The organism is Achromobacter sp. T5-5 (assembly GCF_055397965.1).
Genome location: NZ_AP027919.1, coordinates 2651775 through 2668070 on the forward strand (window position 1 = coordinate 2651775; position 16296 = coordinate 2668070).

Here is a 16296-nt window from a genome sequence, read left to right on the forward strand (position 1 = left end):
GACGGGGCGCCCGGCGCCCCAACACAGAGAGGTATGCATGAACAATGGAAAACAGGTGGGCGCCGCCCGCCGCTGGGCAACCCGGGCCGGCTTGGCCCTGGCGCTGAGCGCCGCGGCCGCGGTGTGCGCCGCGCAGTCCACGGTGTCCGTCAAGCATGCGCGCGGCGAAACCGCCGTGCCGGCCAACCCATCCAAGACCATCGTGCTGGACCTGGCCGTGCTGGACACCTTGCACACGCTGGGCGTGGACCCGGTGGGCGTGCCCAGCGCCGCCAAGCTGCCGCCGCACCTGAGCCAGTACGCCGACAAACGCTATCTCAAGGCGGGCACGATGTTCGAGCCCAATTACGAAGTCATCCACGCGGCCGCGCCGCAGGTGATTTTCGTGGCGGGCCGTTCCGCGCCCAAGTATGACGAGCTGTCCAGGCTGGCGCCCACGGTCGACCTGACCGTCGACGCCAAGGACCTGGTCGGCAGCGTCAGGCGCAACACCGAAACCCTGGCCGCCCTGTACGGCAGGCAGGCGCAGGCCAAGGAAAAGCTGGCGGCGCTGGACGCATCCATCGCGGCCTTGAAGGACAAGGCCGCCGGCGCCGGCACCGCGCTGATCGTGCTGACGACGGGCGGCAAGATGAGCGCCTACGGCCCCGGTTCGCGCTTTGGCGTCATCCACGACGCCTTCGGGGTCAAGCCCGCCGCCACGGACCTGAACGTGTCCAACCACGGACAGGCGATCTCGTTCGAGTTCATCGCCCAGACCGATCCCGACTGGCTGTTCGTGATCGACCGCGACGCCGCCATCGGCCGCGAAGGCGTGTCGGCCCAGCGCATGCTGGACAACGAACTGGTGCGTCCGACCAAGGCGTGGAAGCACCAGCGCGTGGTCTACCTGAATGGCTTTAACTGGTATCTGCTGGGCAGCGCGGGCCTGACGGCCATGCAGCAGAACGTGGACCAGATCGCCGCGGCGCTGGCGCAAGGAAAGTAAGCGGCATGCCAGACGGAAAGGGCCGCCGGTGAACTGGCGGCGCGCGATCAGCGGTTGGGGCGGCCTGGCCGCGGTGTTTGTGGCGTTGCTGCTGCTGTGCGCGGCCAGCATCAGCCTGGGCGCGGGCCAGATGCCCTGGACCGCGCTCTGGAACGGGGGCGAGGAGGGCGAGCGCGCGTGGCGCCTGCTCATGGTGAGCCGCGTTCCGCGGACCCTGGCGCTGCTCCTGGCGGGCATGGCGCTGGCGGTGGCCGGCCTCATCATGCAGATGCTGGTGCGCAACCGCTTTGTGGAGCCCACGACCGCCGGCACGGTGGAATCCGCCACGCTGGGCATCCTGGTCGTCACGCTGCTGGCGCCCGACACGCCGGTGATCGGAAAAATGTTGACGGCCACGGCCTTCGCGCTGGCCGGCACCTTGCTGTTCCTGGCGCTGCTGCGCCGGGTGCCGCTGCGCACGCCCTTCATCGTGCCGCTGATCGGGCTGATCCTGGGCGGCGTCATCCACGCCGTCACCACCTTCATGGCGTACCGCTTCGATCTGCTGCAATCGCTGCACGCATGGACCACCGGCGACTTCTCCGGCGTGCTGCGCGGGCGGTATGAGCTGCTGTGGATCGGCTTTGCGCTGGCCTGCGCGGCCTATGCCGCCGCCGACCGCTATACCGTGGCCGGCATGGGGCGCGAGTTCGCCGCGAACCTCGGGTTGAACCATGCGCGGCTGACGCTGGTGGGCCTGTTGATCGTCTCCGCGATTTCGGCCGTGGTCGTCGTGACCGCCGGCGGTATCCCCTTCCTGGGCCTCATCGTCCCCAATGCCGTCAGCCTGGTCCTGGGCGACAACATGCGCCGCGCCATCCCTTGGGTGGCGTTGCTGGGCGGCGTGTTCGTGCTGGCCTGCGACATCATCGGCCGCCTGCTCATCCATCCCTACGAGATTCCCATCGGGACCGTCGTGGGCGTGCTGGGCAGCATCCTGTTCCTGTGGCTGCTGCGCACGCGGAGGAACCGCCTTGGCTGAGACCTCGATTCGCATGGCGGCCGCGCGACCGCCGCAGGCGTGGCGCCTGGCGGCGCTGGGGGCCGTGGCGCTGCTTTGCGCCGTGGCCTTCATGACGCTGGGCGCGAATGGCCAGTGGTCGTTCGTTATTCCCTTTCGCGGCGGCAAGCTGCTGGCCATGCTGCTGGTGGCCTATGCCGTGGCGGTGTCGTCGGTGCTGTTCCAGACCATCACGCACAATCGCATCCTGACGCCGGCCATCATGGGCTTCGATGCCCTGTACCTGCTGATCCAGGCGGTGGTGGTGTTCGGCTTCGGGCAGGCAGCGGCCACGGTCAGCCATCCTGTCGCCGCTTTCCTGCTGGAGGTGTGCGCCATGACGGCGTTTGCCTGCCTGCTGTTTCGCTGGCTGTTTTCCGACGCGGTGCGCAGCCTGCATCTGATGATGCTGGTGGGCATCGTCTTTGGCCTGCTGTTTCGCAGCCTGTCGGGCTTCGTGGTGCGCCTGATCGATCCGAACGAATTCCTGGTGCTGCAGGACCGCATGTTCGCCAATTTCAATTCGGTGCGGGTGGGGCTGCTGCCGATCGCGTTCGCGGCGGTGTGCGCCGCGTCCCTGCTGGTCTGGCGGATGCGGCGCCGCTACGACGTGCTGGCGCTGGGCCGCGACATTGCGCTGAACCTGGGCGTGGACTACCGCCGCACCCTCATGCTGACGCTGGCGGCCATCGCCGTGCTGGTGTCCGTGTCCACGGCGCTGGTCGGGCCCGTGACTTTCTTCGGCTTGCTTGTCAGCAACCTGGCGTACCAGGCCATGGGGTCCGACAGGCACCGCCACACGGTCCCGGCCGCGGCGCTGTTGAGCGTCATCTTCCTGGTGGGCGGCCAGACGCTGCTGGAACGCGTCCTGGGGCTCAATACCACGGTGAGCGTGGTGATCGAATTCGTGGGCGGCGTGATGTTCCTCGTCCTGATCTTGCGCAAGGGGCGCCGATGATAGAAATCCAGAACGTCAGCAAACAATACGGCGACACGGTGGTGATCGACGGCGTCAGCCTGGACCTGCCGGCCGGCGGCGTCACCGCCATCATCGGACCCAACGGGGCGGGCAAGTCCACCTTGCTGTCCATGGTCAGCCGGCTCTTGCCGATGAGCGCGGGGCGGGTCCTGGTCGAAGGCCTGGACGTGACGCGCGCCGACAGCCGGGAACTGGCGCGCCGCCTGGCCATCCTGCGCCAGGACAACCACCTGCCGCTGCGGCTCACGGTGAAGGACCTGGTGGCCTTCGGGCGCTATCCGCACACGGGCGGACGCCTGACGATGGATGACAAGGTCCACATCGACCAGGCCATCGCCTACCTGAACCTGGAGCCGCTGGCCGATCGCTATCTGGACGAGATGTCCGGCGGGCAGCGCCAGCGCGCGTTCGTCGCGATGGTGCTGTGCCAGGACACGCGCTACGTCCTGCTCGACGAGCCGCTGAACAGCCTGGACATGAAGCATGCCGTCGCCATGATGGGCACGCTGCGGCGCGCGGCCGATGAACTGGGCAAGACGGTGGTGCTGGTGCTGCACGACATCAACTTCGCGTCCAGCTACGCGGATCGCATCGTGGCGATGCGGCAGGGGCGCATTGCGCGCCACGGCACGCCGGACGAACTGATCCGGCCGGACGTGCTGAGCGATCTGTACGAGCTGCCGATCGACGTGCACGAGATCGGCGGCAAGCGCATCTGCGTCTACTACCGCTAGCGCGGGGCGTCCCGTTGCAGGACGCCCCGCCGCTTCGGCCGCGTTGCAGACTTACTGGCTGAGGTCGACCGCGTAGCGCGAAAGCTGCGTCGTGGCGTCCGGCGTGGCGTCGTAGACCGACACGTTGGTCACGCCATGCGCGGTGGCCATCGCCAGCGTGCCGGGCACCGACGAGAACACCACCGGTCCGGCCAGCGTGCTGACCTGCTTGAAGCGCCAGCTGCGGTCCAGGCCGAAGGTGGCCAGATCCAGCACCGGGTTCTTCTTGATGTAGCTGATCAGCACGTCGCGGCTTGCGTCGGGAGCCTGCAGCACGATGTCGCCCTTGCCGCCGGCCAGGCCGGGAAAATCGCCGCCGCCGCTGGCGCGGTAGTTGTTGGTGACCACCAGGAATTGCGCGGTCAGATCCAGCGGCGCGCCGTTATACGTCAGCGCCGTGATGCGCGAGCCCTTGGGCTGCGTCACGTCGATTTCATACCGCAGCGCATTGCCCGTCGCGTACAGGACGTCGAAATTGAACGTCGGGAAGCTGGTGTCGATCAGATCCTGCGGCGCGACCTGGGCGGGGTCGATCTGCTTGAACTGTTCGGCCGTCTTTTCCAGCCACTGGCGCACGATGTCGCCGCTGACCCGCACCACCTGCAGCGTGTTGGGGTACAGGTACAGGTCGGCCGCGTTGTTGATGGCGACGTTGCCCTGCTGCACATACGTGAAGTCGCCGGGGCCGTTGCGTCCGCCCTTGAAGGGCGCGGCGGCCGACAGGATCGGCAGTCCTGCATACGACGGGCTGTTCTTCGCGATGTAGTCCGTCAGGTAGTCGATCTGCGCCATGTTCACGATCTGCAGCGCCGACACGTCGCCGGCCAGCGCGTAGTACGTGGCCATGTCGAACTGGCTCTGGCCGATCGGCGTCTTGACGTAGTCGATCGTCGCGGCGTGTTCGGCCTGCACCAGTTGCTGCACGGCGCTGTCCGGCTCCACATACGTGGCGGGCGTGGCGCCGCTCTGCGCCGTCAGGCGCGTCGAGATGCGCTGCACCTGCGTGGCGTCCTTCCGTACCTTCCAGCCTTGGTCGTACGTGAGCTTGAGCGTGATCTGGCCAAGGTTGTTGCCCCACTGGCCGGCCTGCACGGTCGGCACGCCATTGATCAGGCCTTTTTCCAGCTCGACGCCCGGCTGGCCGGCGAATTGCGACTTGGCATTCGTGTCGGGAAACAGCAGATGCTGGTGGCCCGTGATCAGCGCGTCGATGCCGGCCACCTGGGTCAAGTAGGCTGCGCCGTTTTCCATGTCCGGGCTGTACGCCGTCGCGAGGTCGATGCCGCCATGCGCCAGCGCCACCACCAGGTCCGCGCCCGCGGCCTTCATTTCCGGCACGTAGCGCGCCGCCGTCTCCTTCCAGCCCGTGACTTCCACGTGGCCTTCAAGGTTGGCCTTGTCCCACTGCATGATGGGCGGGGGCGCAAAGCCGATCACGCCCACCTTGAGCGGCACGTCGATGGCCTTGCCGCTGGCGTCCGTCGCCTGGAAGGTCTTGTCCAGCAGCACCCACGGCTTGAAGATCGGCTGCTTGGACGCCGCCGACACCACATTGGCGGACACGAAGGGGAACGCCGGCGCCGCGCAGTCCTTCGCGCCCGTCGGGTTGGTCTGCGCCGTGCCCTTGCGGATGCCGTCCAGCCCGAAGTCCACATTGGTGATCTGCGACAGGAAGGGCAGGCCGTAGTTGAACTCGTGGTTGCCCATCGTGGCCGCGTCGTACGACAGCAGCTTCATCTGCTTGTAGATCGCGATCATGTCGGAACACTGCACCGGCGACACCAGCGCCTGGTAGTCCGACAGGGCGGTGCCCTGCACCGTGTCGCCGTTGTCGAACAGCAGCGTGTTCGGATGCTGCTTGCGCGCATTGGCGATCAGCGTGGCCGTGCGGTCCATGCCGTAGCTTTTGTCTTCGGCCAGCTTGTAATAGTCGTAGCCCAGCACGTTGGCGTGCAGGTCGGTGGTGCCCAGGATCGCAACGTCGAGCGTCGCGCCCTGCGGCACGCTCGCCTGCGGCGGTGTCTCGGGGGCGGCGTCGTCGTTATCGTCATCGCCGCCGCAGGCGGACAGGCCGACGACCAGCGCAACGCTGGCCGTCCCTGCAAAGATCTTGCGTAGGTGTGGCTTCACCGTCTTTCCTCCAGGTTGAAGGAAAGAATTTTGGGGACAGTGTGTGACCCATGCGTGACATGCGCGGGGTCAGATCAACGCAGCGGCGACTCGCGGGTCAGGCAATCGTCTTCCAGCGCCGCCAGCGCGTCCAGGAACCGCCATGCGAACGACCCCGGTCCTTCCGCGTGGACGGCGGCGCGCTGGCCCGCGATGGCGAAGCAGGAGAGGGCGGCCACGGCGGCAACGTAGGGATCGTCGCGCGACACGGCGACAAAAGCGCCGACGACCGCGCTCAATGCGCAGCCGGTCGCGGTCACGCGCGGCATCAGCGGCGAACCGCCCGCGATCCGCACCGCGCGCGCGCCGTCCGTGACGTAGTCGACCTCGCCCGTCACCGCCACCACGGTGTGGCGGCGCGCGGCGATGTCCCGGGCCGACTCCTCGGCCTGCGCCACGGCGTCGCGGGCGTCCACGCCCCGGCCGGCGCTGCGGCCGCCCGCCAGCGCAATGATCTCCGAGGCACTGCCGCGGATGATGGCGGGTTCAAGGTCGAGCAGCCGCGCGATGGCGTCGCGCCGGAACGCGGTGGCGTGATGGGCGACGGGATCGAGCACCCAGGGCGTGCCCGCTGCTTTCGCGGCTTGCGCGGTCAGCAGCATGCTTTGCAGCCAGGGCGATGACAGGGTGCCGATATTGATGACCAGCGCGCCGGCGATGCGCGCGAATTCCGGCGCTTCCTCTTCGGCATGCACCATGGCGGGCGACGCGCCGATGGCCAGCACGGCATTGGCCGCGTAGTTCATGGAGACGTAATTGGTCAGGCACTGCACGAGCGGCGCGTCGCGGCGCACGGCGGCGAGGAGGGTTTGGGACGGGAGGGCGAGGGCGTGAAGGTCGTTGGGTGTCATGCCGGGCGTTCCTTGCGCAGGGGACGCGCGCCGCGGGACACGCACCATCCCTACGCCAGTGTTGTCTGGATCAGGTTCGACGGGTCGCCGTGCATTGCCTGCATGCGCAGGCCAACGGATTCTCAGCTTCTTGGCGAAGCTCCCCGGGTGAATGGAGGGTATGTTCCCGGGGGGGAGCGGGAGGTGTCAAGCTCCCGCTTCAAACCAGGCACCCGGGCGCGCCGGTGTGCTGGGTCAAAAGGCCTTGATGATCAGCCGCACTGACCTTGGGTGGCCAGTTTGACCTCTGGCTTGGAAATCACGCGCTTTCCTTCTTCTTCCGGGACTTGTTCAAGGCCGGCCCCGCCGACGAATACGCCCATTTTGATGAACTGCCGCACGAAGTAGTTTTTGCCCGCCTCCATGGTCAGCATGAGATCGTTCGGGGAAAACTCCGATTCGGTCGACACCTTATGCGGTTTGTCGCCTTCGACCTGGGTGTAGAAGAAAACCCGGTCGGCGGTTTCGCCAATGCAGTTTCCATCGACATACACGTCTTTCTTCAGCGCTTTGCCGACGTAGCTGTCCCGATAAACGAATAGTCCGGACTTGCCTTCGTCAGGCGCCGCAAAGGTCTTGGCCTTCTGGTTGCTCTCTTCAGGCGCCAGCGGAACATTGGCGCATCCCGTTGCCGCAAGCAGGGCGCCGCAGGCAACGGCCATTTTCAGCACATTCTTCGGGGTTCGATACATGGTCGGGATATCAATGGATGACTGAGGTTGCGAGCCGCCCGTACTCGGATTTAAGCAGGCGTATCCAAAAATATCAGAGTGTGTCATAAATTGTATCGGACGTCCACGCCCTCGGCTCAGGGCGGTCCAGACCGGCGCGATGCGGCGCGCCCATACCCAATGTGAGGTATGGCCGTTCCTCGCCCTGACCCTAACATCCATGCAGATTCAGGTTGCCGACGCGCATTGCTTGTGGCCCGTTTTTCGCCGCAGCCTTCGGGGAGAGCATGGATGGTCAAGAAAGACGATATCGCCTGGTTCAAGTCGAACTTTTTCAGCAAGATGACCGCGGCGACAAAGGGCACGCCCTTGACTGTCGATTTCCTCACGGCGCTGGCCTGCCAGGAAAGCGGGGAAATCTGGCCCATTGCTCGGAGGCAGATCGCCTCGGTCGATGAGGTGATGGCGCTGTGCGTGGGCGACACGCTTGACGGCCGGGGAGCGTTTCCGAAGACGCGGGCGGAATTGCTGAGCAAGCCTGAAGGACAGCGCATGTTCGATATGGGCCGCGAGGCGCTGGTCAGCATGGCCAACGTCGTGGGGGGCACCTACAAGAAAGTCGCCGGCAACCCCGAGAAGTACTGTCATGCGTTCGGGGTGTATCAGGTGGACATCCAGCATTTCCTGAGAGAGCCCGACTACTTCCTGGAGCGCCAATGGGCAACCTTCGATGGGTCGCTCAGGCGGGCGATGGGCGTGCTGCAGTTCGCCTTGAAGAAGCGGGGCTTCGAGGGCCGGTCCAGTCTTTCGGACTTTGACCTGGCGACGGTGGGCATTGTCTACAACACCGGGGGCTACAAGGAATCCAAGGGCCTGGAACAGGGGTTCCAGCCCGAAGGCGGCAAGCACTACGGGCAGGCGCTCTTCGATCTCATCCGGCTAGCGCACACGGTGCCGGATCCGGGCGCGGACGCGCCCTTGCTGGAAACGCCCGCAGCGGGCCAGGCGTTGATCGCCGCCCCTTCCCCGGTTACGCGCGATGGCACGCCCATGAAGGTGGCCATCACCGACGGCATGCTCAGAGTCCGCAGCGAACCGCGCATCAGCGACCCGCCGCAGGCCAACGTCGTGGCCCATCTGCCCGATGGGCATCCCGTGCGGGCCCTGGCGGGGCCGACCAAAGGGTTTTTCCAGATCGAGACCAGCCTCAATGGCGCCCTGGTCCAGGGATTCTCCTCGGCGAAATTTCTGGTGGCCGGGCCGTCCAACCAGAAGATCGACGTCAGCAGGCCAGCCGACGCAACGGCGGCTTCGCGCGTCGTCGAGGTCAATATGCCCGAGAAGGCCGGGCTGGTGACCCGGCGCAAGGACCGGGCCACGGCACGCTCGCTGAACGAAAAGGGCGCGCCCGGGCGGTCCGGCACCTCGCCTGACGAATTGCGCGCGGAATTGGGCGCCATCGTCGACTACCTGGATGTCGAGAATCCCAACTTCCTGCGATATCAGCCCACCCGGACCGCGACCTTTTGCAATATCTATGCGCATGACTTCTGCCGCCTCGCAGGCGCCTACATACCCAGGGTGTGGTGGTCCGGTCAGGCGTTGATGCAGTTGGCCCAGGGCAAACCGGTGCAGCCCCTGCTGGGTAATACCCTTTTCGAGATGCGGGCGAACGACCTGTTCCGGTGGCTGCGCGAATTCGGGGCGGGGTTTGGATGGCGTCAGACGGGCACGCTGACAAAGCTTCAGACCGAAGCCAACCAGGGGGCCATCGGCGTCATCGTGGCGCGGCGCAGGGAAGACGGAAAGTCCGGCCACATCGTCATCGTGGTGCCGGAAACGGCGGACGTCACCGCCAAACGGGATGCCACCGGCGAGGTGGTCGCGCCTGTGCAGAGCCAGGCGGGGGCCACGAACTTCAAACGGGGCCGGGGGCGGGCGAACTGGTGGAAAGGCGAGGAATTCGCCGAAAGCGCATTTTGGCTACACGCGTGATGGGCGTGTGACGGCCCCCGGCGCCAGTCGGTCGCCGGGGGCCGCCAGACACATCAAGTCGCGGCGCGGTAGCGGTCGCGCAGGTCGCGGATCTGATCGTGGTTGCGCAGCACCCCCTGGTACTGGCGTTCGACCACCGCGCGGATGTTCTCCGGCAGCATTTCCTTCAGCGCCTTGCTGTAGGCGGCTTTTGCCACGTCCTCGCCGCGCTCGCACTCTTCGAGCAGCACAAGGTCCGTGCGGCTTGCGACGGCGGCCTTCAGGTTGGTCCAGCCCCGGTGCATGGCGCCGGACACCGTGCCGCTGTCTTCCGGCTTCTCGCCCAACTGGGCCACCAGGGCCTGCAGCTCGGCAGCGCCCGCCGCGCAATCGCGCGAGCGGTTCCCGAAGAGTTCCCGAAGTTCAGGGGTCTTCGTGTCTTCGGCCGCAGCCGCGAAGCCCTTCTCGCCATCCTTCGAGATTTCGATGAGATCGTTCAACACCTTGGTCACATGGTCGACCATATCGGTCTCCTTGGTTTGGATACCAGGCGGCGGCTACCGCCTGTCAGGAAGGAGACTCAGCAAGCCGCGTGCCTGGGCTGGCCGCCGGCGGGTCAGACGCGCGGGCAGGTCGATCCGGCCTTCAACGCGTTCAGGTCGCCGTCGCTCATGCCCAGGGCCAGCGACGCCATGGCGCAGGTCACCGCCAATGCGTTGCGCAATTCGTCTTCGTGGATGATGCCGGCTACGTCGCCGCGCGACAGGATGTGGCGCACGCGTGACTCGGGCTTTTCGAAACCGGCCACCAGACGCAGCGCGGGAATGCCGTGTTTCGCAAAATTGGCGTGGTCTGAATTGGGCATGAAGGGCAACCAGTGCGACACCGCTACGCCGGCCTGCTCGGCGGCGCCGTCCACCACGCCCGCCAGCGCCGGATAAGCGCTGATCAGCGCGCACAGGGTGTCGTCGCCCGCGACAGTGTCCAGGTTGATGTTGAGCTTCAAGGTGTCGCGTTCCGCAGCCGGCATATCGGCCAGATAGCGGGCCGAACCCGCCAGCGCCCATTCTTCGGCGGTGAAGAAGCAGATGCGCAGGCCTGGCGTGCCGGGGCCCAGCCTGGGCTCCAGGATGCGCGCCGCGGCCAGCGCAACGGCGACGCCGGTGGCATTGTCCAGCGCGCTGCAGCCCAGGTCGTGGCCGTCCATGTGCGCGCTGATGACGATCCGGCTGTCGCGTCCGCCGGGCAGGTCCAGGATGCCGGCGCAGGCCATCGAATCGCGCAGTTCCTCGCCCTGGATGTGCAGGCGCACGCGTGCGCCGGGCTGGGCAGCCAATGCCAGGGCCGCTTCGTGATCGATGTAGGCCGCCGGAATGCCCGCGCCGTCGCGCGGCCGGCCCGAAGACCCGGACAAGGGACCGGCCCCGGGCAGCGGGTTGGCGATCAGGAAAGCGACCGCGCCTTGCGCCACCGCCATGTCGTACTTGCGGCGACGATGCACATGGCCTTGGGAAAACGGATACTCGTGCCGCACGAGCACGATCTTGCCGCGCACGGCATCGCCGGCGCGCTCGAAGTCTTCCGGACGGCCTGCCCCCAGGTCCAGGACCGTGCCTTCCAGTCCTTCCGGCGCGGTGGAGGCCGAACGCAACAGGGGCACGCATTCCAGGTTCGCCGGCTTGCCGCCCTGCAGGGTCAGGCTGCTGGCAAGACAGCGCCAGCCATCGTAGGGCACGCTGACCCGCTGGACATCGGGTCCAATCTCCCGCAGGCGCGTCAGCGCCCATTCCATGGCCGCCTCGTCCTGCCCGGTGCCGGACAGGCGTCCGCCAAAACCGCAAATGGTCTGAAAATCGTTCATCAGGGCCGAGTCGCCGGCCGCCGCCTGTTGCCAGGATGTCATGGGTGTCTCCGGCGCCGCGCATCGCTGGGCGGCGCATACAACGGTGGTTATTCGAACGTGATGTTGGCGCGCTGCACGACGTCGGCCCAGCGCTGGAAATCCTGCGCCAACAACGCCTTCAGGGCAGCGGCGCTCGTATCCGGCGGCAGGTTCATGCCCACGCTGGACAGCCGTTGCTTGACCGCGTCCGATTGCATGACCTTGGCCATCGCGTCCGCCAGCTTTTTCTGCACGTCTGCGGGCGTACCGGACGGCGCCACCAGGCCCCACCAGCTCTGCACGGTCAATCCCGGATAACCCAGTTCCTGAAACGTCGGCACATCGGGCGTGCCGGCCTGGCGCGTGGGCGCAGACACGGCAAGCGGCTTGATTTTTCCGCCCTGGTACAGCGCGACGGCCGTGGGCATGGTGGTGAAGCTGGCCTGGATCTGGCCGCCGGCCAGATCATTGACCGACGCGGAAGCGCCCTTGTAGGGGATGTGGGCGAGCTTGGTCTTGGTGGTCAGCATGAACAGTTCGGCCATCAGGTGGGTCAAGGACCCATTGCCTCCCGATCCGATGGAAATCGTGTCGGGCTTGGCGGTGGCGGCCGCAACCAGCGACGCGACGTCCTGGGCTTCAAATGCGGGATTGACGAACAGGTACGTGGGCGACAGTCCCAAGAGCGTGATCGGCGCGAAATCCTGCTTCGCATCGTATTTCACGCGGTCCTTGTACAGCGCCGGAACGATGGTGAACGGCACGTCGGCCAGCAGCAGGGTGTAGCCGTCGGGCGCCTCGGTGGCCACATAGGCAGTGCCCAGCATCGATCCCGCGCCGGCGCGGTTTTCGACAACGACCGATTGGCCAAGCTGGGCGCCCAGTTGATCGCTGATGGCGCGGGCCACCACGTCCGAACTGCCGCCGGCCGAATAGGGCACGACGATCTTGATCGGCTTATCGGGATAGGCGGCCGAGACGGTTTGCGCGCTGGCCAGGAAGAGGGGAGCGGCCAGGGCGGCCAGGGTGTTTTTCCACTTGAACATGATTTTTATGGTGATCCATGAATAATTTCACGTCATTGTGGTGGGTGCGTGCGGCCCCAGGCAAAGGAAGTATGCGCATGGGATATTCCAAGTTGGAATGCCGCGGACGGGCCGGCCGCGGGGGGCTTGGGGCTGGGGCTTGGGGCTTGGGCTTGGGGCTTGGGCGTCAGGCCAGGCCCGCGTAGCTGCGCGTCCGGGCATTGAGTTCCTGCCCGCGCGCGACGACCCAGTCGCAGAACGCCTGGCAATACGGACCGCCCACATTGGGGCGCGGCTGCATCAGGTGATAGCCGTAGCGGCCTTCCACGGTTTCTTTGAATGGGCGCACCAGTTGGCCAGACTTCAACTGGTCCAGCACCATGCACAGCGGCATGATCCCCGCGCCCAATCCATTCATCACGGCCGGCAGCAGGATCGAAAAGCCTTCGTACTCGGCCGCGGTCGCGGCGGGTCCTGACCACAGGGGCGCGACATCGGCTCGCCATTCGTCCCAGCCATAGCCGCGCTGGGCGCGCTTGAGCAACGGCAACTGCGCGATGTCGTCCACGGATTTGACGGGATGCCGTTGTAGCAACGACGGCGCGGCGACCAGCGTCATCTCGCGGCCGCACAGATACTGCGCGCTCATGCCCGACACATAGCCGGTGTGAAGCTGGATTTCGGCGTCGAACCGCTCCGCGCGGTCACGCCCATGCAACAGGCGCGGACGGATGTTGACGCGGATCTCGGGGTGCGCTTCGAAGAATTCGGACAGACGCGGCAGCAGGAAGAACTGGGCAAAGGACGGTGAGACCGCCACGTTGAGGGCGACGCGCGAGGCGGGATTGGCCACCAGCGCGTCCGCCTCATCGATGAGGCGCACCGCGGCGCTGATGCGTTCAAGGTACAGGGCGCCGGCGTAGGTCAGACGCAGGCCCGCGGGCATGCGCTTGAAGAGGGCCGTGCCGAGGCGGTCTTCCAACGCCGCCACGTGCTTGCTGACCGCGCTTTGGGTCAGGTTCAGCGCTTCGGCGGCGCGGCTGAAATTCAGCGTTTCTGCGGCGGTCAGGAAGATGCGCAGCGAGGATAACGAGTTGCGGGTGCCTTTCATGGGGATCGGGAAGGGGCATGGGGTGGCCGTAATTTACTGCGTGCGCATTTACGGCGTGCGCCCGCAACCCGCGGTTGGCCGACATGGATGAAACCGTTCACCCTGCCGTCCGCGGGGCGCGGTCGCCGCCTACGCTGTGTCCTTTCTGGAGAAAGACATCACGGGCCGGTCGTTCTGCGTTGCGTTCGTGGCGGGTGCGGGCCTGGCACAGATCCTGCCGGCGCTGCCCGGCGCGTTCATCCTGTTGCTGGCGGTGGCGGCCTCCGCCGCGGCCTGTGCGGTCTGCATGCGCGCCCGGCATCCTGGCCTGCGCATCCTCGCCGCGCTGGCGCTGGGATTTTCGGCTGGCCTGCTCAACGCGGCGGTGCAGGCCCAGCTTCGCCTGGACGACGCGCTGGCCGACATGCATCAGGACGAAGTCTCCCGCCTGGTCGTGCGCGTGGCGGCGCTGCCCGAGGGTGATGCACAGCGCCAGCGATTCCTGGCGGAGCTAGACGGCCCTGCGCGTCCTGGTATTCCGTCGCGCATCCAGATCACCTGGCAGGCCGGCGCGGGCGCCAACCAGGCCGTGCCGCAGGTCTTGCCCGGCCAGGTCTGGCGCATGGCGCTGGTGCTGAGGCGGCCGCACGGCTTGCTCAATCCCGCGGGGCCAGACATCGAAGGGCGCCTGTTCGCCGAGGGCGTGCGCGCCGTGGGCACGGTGCGCGGACAGCCCGACCTGCTGGCGGACCGGCCATGGGCCACGCCTGGCATCGCCATCGAGCGGGCGCGGCACCATGTGCGCGAAGGCATGCGGGCGGCGTTGGGTGGGCATCGGTATGCGCCGGTGATGATCGCGCTGGCGATCGGCGACCAGGCCGGCGTGTCGCGCGAGGACTGGCGGATCTTCAACCGCAGCGGCATCACGCACCTTGTCTCGATCAGCGGCATGCACGTCACGTCGATCGCCGGCATTGCGGGACTGATCGCGTCGGCGCTGTGGCGACGCCTGCGCTGGCGCGGCGTGGGCGTGGCGGAGCGGATGCCGGCGCGTGTCGCGGGCGGGTGCGTGGCGGCGATGGTCGCGCTGCTGTACTGCCTGCTCGCGGGCTGGGGCGTGCCCGCCCGGCGCACGTTCTTCATGCTGCTCGTGGTGCTGGCGGCGGCGCTGTCGCGCCTGCCGTTGTCCGGCGACCGGGTGCTGGCCTGCGCGGCCGCGGCGGTGGTTGCGCTCGATCCGTGGGCGCCGGTGTCGGCGGGCTTCTGGCTGTCGTTCGGCGCGGTGGCCGTACTGCTGCGCATCGCGGCCGCGCCCATCGACGCCCAAGCCGGCTGGCGTGCGCGGTGGGCGGCCCGAGCCGGTCAGGCCGTGCGTCTGCAGCTCATGGTCACCGTCGGCCTGATGCCGTTGCTGGCCTTTCTGGTGCACCAAGTGTCGCTCGGGTCGCCTCTGGCCAATGCCGTGGCGATTCCGTCGGTGACCTTCATCGTGACGCCGCTGGCGCTGCTGTGCGCGGCGTTGTCCTGCGTGCCGGGGGCCGACGGGCTCGCCGCGTGGGCGGGGCAGGCCGGGCTGGCGGCCTTTGACCTGACCATGGCGCCGGTGGCCTGGGTGGGCAACGCCAGTTGGGCCAGCGTCCCGGTTGCCGCGGCGGGATGGCCCTGGCTGCTGCTGGCCGTGGCGGGCATGGCCTGGGCGCTGCAGGCGCGAGGCTGGCCGGGCCGCCATCTGGGATGGGCCTGCATGCTGCCCTTGTTGTTCTGGCGGCCGGACAGGCCGGAGCCCGGTTACTGGCGCCTGAGCGCGATGGACGTGGGGCAGGGCAGCGCGATCCTGGTCGAGACCGCAACCACCTCGCTGCTGTTCGACGCCGGTCCCCGCAGCTTCGGCGGCAGCGATGCGGGCGAGCGCGTGGTGGCGCCGTTCCTGCAGGCGCGCGGCGTCACGCGGCTGGACGTTCTGGTGCTATCGCACGCGGACATGGACCACGTCGGCGGAACGCGCGCGGTCCTGGCGGCGGTGCCGGTGGAGCGCAGCTACGCGTCCTTTGACCTGCCCGCCTTTGTGCGCCGCGATGCGAGGATGTGGCCGGATGCCGGTCAACCGCAGCCGGCCCTGCCCAGGCAGATGGAGCGCTGCGAACGAGGGTTGCGTTGGGAGGCGGACGGGGTGGAGTTCACGTTTCTGCATCCCCATGGCGTCAAGGACGCGCGCGCCGAGGACCGCAACGCGGATAGCTGTGTGTTGCGCGTGAAGGGCGCGCGGCATAGCTTGCTGCTGACGGGGGACGTGGGGACGGCGCAGGAGCGGGAAATGGTGGCGCAGGGGTTGGAGCCAGCGGATGTCGTGCTGGCTCCGCATCACGGCTCGGCGTCATCCTCCGGCCGGGAGCTGGTGGAGGCTGTGAATGCGGCGCATGTCATCGCGCAGGCGGGGCATCTGAACCGGTTCCGGCATCCGGCGCGGGCGGTGGAGTTGAGATGGATGCGGGCGGGGGCGCGATTCTGGCGCAGCGACAGGGATGGCGCGGTGATGGCGCAGTCGCGGCCGGAGGGGTTGGAAGTGTGGGGGCAACGGGAGCGGGGCGGGCGGTACTGGCACGGGCGATAGCGGCAGCGTCGTGCATGCCGGTTCGTGACTTGATAAATCCGTACCACGGCATGCGTTTGAAATGGGAGCAAACGTGTCCTCACTAGTCTCCCGGGGGCGGTCAGTCGGCCCGCCTGTTCGAAGTAATCATGAATCAGGCGGACCATCGGCCGGGCCAAGGAGACTGGTTTGCTTCGTGCAAGGCAACAAGAATGACTTCGCCGAT

13 protein-coding genes and 1 riboswitch are annotated in these 16296 nt (G+C 67.2%); of the genes, 6 read left to right on the forward strand and 7 right to left on the reverse strand.

Features of this window, described 5'->3' with window-relative positions; translation table 11 throughout:
* Window positions 1-37 precede the first annotated feature (37 nt).
* The 4 genes from ACZ50Q_RS12060 to ACZ50Q_RS12075 are packed head-to-tail and all read left to right on the forward strand — an operon-like array spanning window position 38 to window position 3740.
* Entirely contained in the window at window positions 38-988 is a 951-nt protein-coding gene (locus ACZ50Q_RS12060) for a siderophore ABC transporter substrate-binding protein (protein WP_464081632.1), read from the forward strand.
* Window positions 989-1016: 28 nt separating this feature from the next.
* The gene (locus tag ACZ50Q_RS12065) at window positions 1017-2009 is read left to right on the forward strand and encodes an ABC transporter permease (protein ID WP_464081633.1); all 993 of its coding nucleotides are present in this window, start codon (window positions 1017-1019) and stop codon (window positions 2007-2009) included.
* 13 nt (window positions 2010-2022) lie between these two features.
* Window positions 2023-2985, forward strand: coding sequence for an iron chelate uptake ABC transporter family permease subunit (locus ACZ50Q_RS12070; protein ID WP_464081985.1), 963 nt, complete (start codon window positions 2023-2025; stop codon window positions 2983-2985).
* Window positions 2982-3740 (forward strand): iron ABC transporter ATP-binding protein, encoded by a 759-nt coding sequence (locus ACZ50Q_RS12075; protein WP_092580363.1) that lies wholly within the window; start codon window positions 2982-2984, stop codon window positions 3738-3740. Before ACZ50Q_RS12070 ends, ACZ50Q_RS12075 begins: the two co-directional genes overlap by 4 nt.
* A gap of 51 nt (window positions 3741-3791) precedes the next feature.
* Here ACZ50Q_RS12075 and ACZ50Q_RS12080 read toward each other — a convergent pair whose 3' ends face one another.
* From ACZ50Q_RS12080 to ACZ50Q_RS12090, 3 genes are all read right to left on the reverse strand, one after another.
* Window positions 3792-5909, reverse strand: coding sequence for a 5'-nucleotidase C-terminal domain-containing protein (locus ACZ50Q_RS12080; protein WP_464081634.1), 2118 nt, complete (start codon window positions 5907-5909; stop codon window positions 3792-3794).
* Window positions 5910-5983: 74 nt separating this feature from the next.
* Window positions 5984-6799 (reverse strand): hydroxyethylthiazole kinase, encoded by an 816-nt coding sequence (gene thiM / locus ACZ50Q_RS12085; protein WP_464081635.1) that lies wholly within the window; start codon window positions 6797-6799, stop codon window positions 5984-5986.
* Window positions 6800-6828: 29 nt separating this feature from the next.
* Window positions 6829-6955, reverse strand: a riboswitch (TPP riboswitch).
* A 95-nt stretch (window positions 6956-7050) separates the two neighbouring features.
* Window positions 7051-7617: a DUF2846 domain-containing protein gene (locus ACZ50Q_RS12090; RefSeq protein ID WP_254792017.1), complete on the reverse strand. Its 567-nt coding sequence runs from the start codon at window positions 7615-7617 to the stop codon at window positions 7051-7053.
* 183 nt (window positions 7618-7800) lie between these two features.
* On the opposite strand from ACZ50Q_RS12090, the gene ACZ50Q_RS12095 reads away from it, so the two are divergent.
* Window positions 7801-9504 (forward strand): hypothetical protein, encoded by a 1704-nt coding sequence (locus ACZ50Q_RS12095; protein ID WP_464081636.1) that lies wholly within the window; start codon window positions 7801-7803, stop codon window positions 9502-9504.
* Window positions 9505-9557: 53 nt separating this feature from the next.
* Here the strand turns inward: ACZ50Q_RS12095 and ACZ50Q_RS12100 are convergent, their stop codons facing one another.
* From ACZ50Q_RS12100 to ACZ50Q_RS12115, 4 genes are all read right to left on the reverse strand, one after another.
* Window positions 9558-10007, reverse strand: coding sequence for a PA2169 family four-helix-bundle protein (locus ACZ50Q_RS12100; RefSeq protein ID WP_464081637.1), 450 nt, complete (start codon window positions 10005-10007; stop codon window positions 9558-9560).
* Between the two features lie 92 nt (window positions 10008-10099).
* Window positions 10100-11386, reverse strand: coding sequence for a M28 family peptidase (locus tag ACZ50Q_RS12105; protein ID WP_464081638.1), 1287 nt, complete (start codon window positions 11384-11386; stop codon window positions 10100-10102).
* Between the two features lie 47 nt (window positions 11387-11433).
* A complete protein-coding gene (locus ACZ50Q_RS12110) occupies window positions 11434-12411 on the reverse strand; it encodes a Bug family tripartite tricarboxylate transporter substrate binding protein (RefSeq protein ID WP_464081639.1) in 978 nt (325 codons plus the stop codon).
* Window positions 12412-12577: 166 nt separating this feature from the next.
* Window positions 12578-13501: a LysR substrate-binding domain-containing protein gene (locus tag ACZ50Q_RS12115; protein ID WP_464081640.1), complete on the reverse strand. Its 924-nt coding sequence runs from the start codon at window positions 13499-13501 to the stop codon at window positions 12578-12580.
* A 286-nt stretch (window positions 13502-13787) separates the two neighbouring features.
* Here ACZ50Q_RS12115 and ACZ50Q_RS12120 point away from each other — a divergent pair, with 286 nt between their 5' ends.
* Entirely contained in the window at window positions 13788-16091 is a 2304-nt protein-coding gene (locus ACZ50Q_RS12120) for a DNA internalization-related competence protein ComEC/Rec2 (RefSeq protein ID WP_464081986.1), read from the forward strand.
* Window positions 16092-16296: the final 205 nt, after the last annotated feature.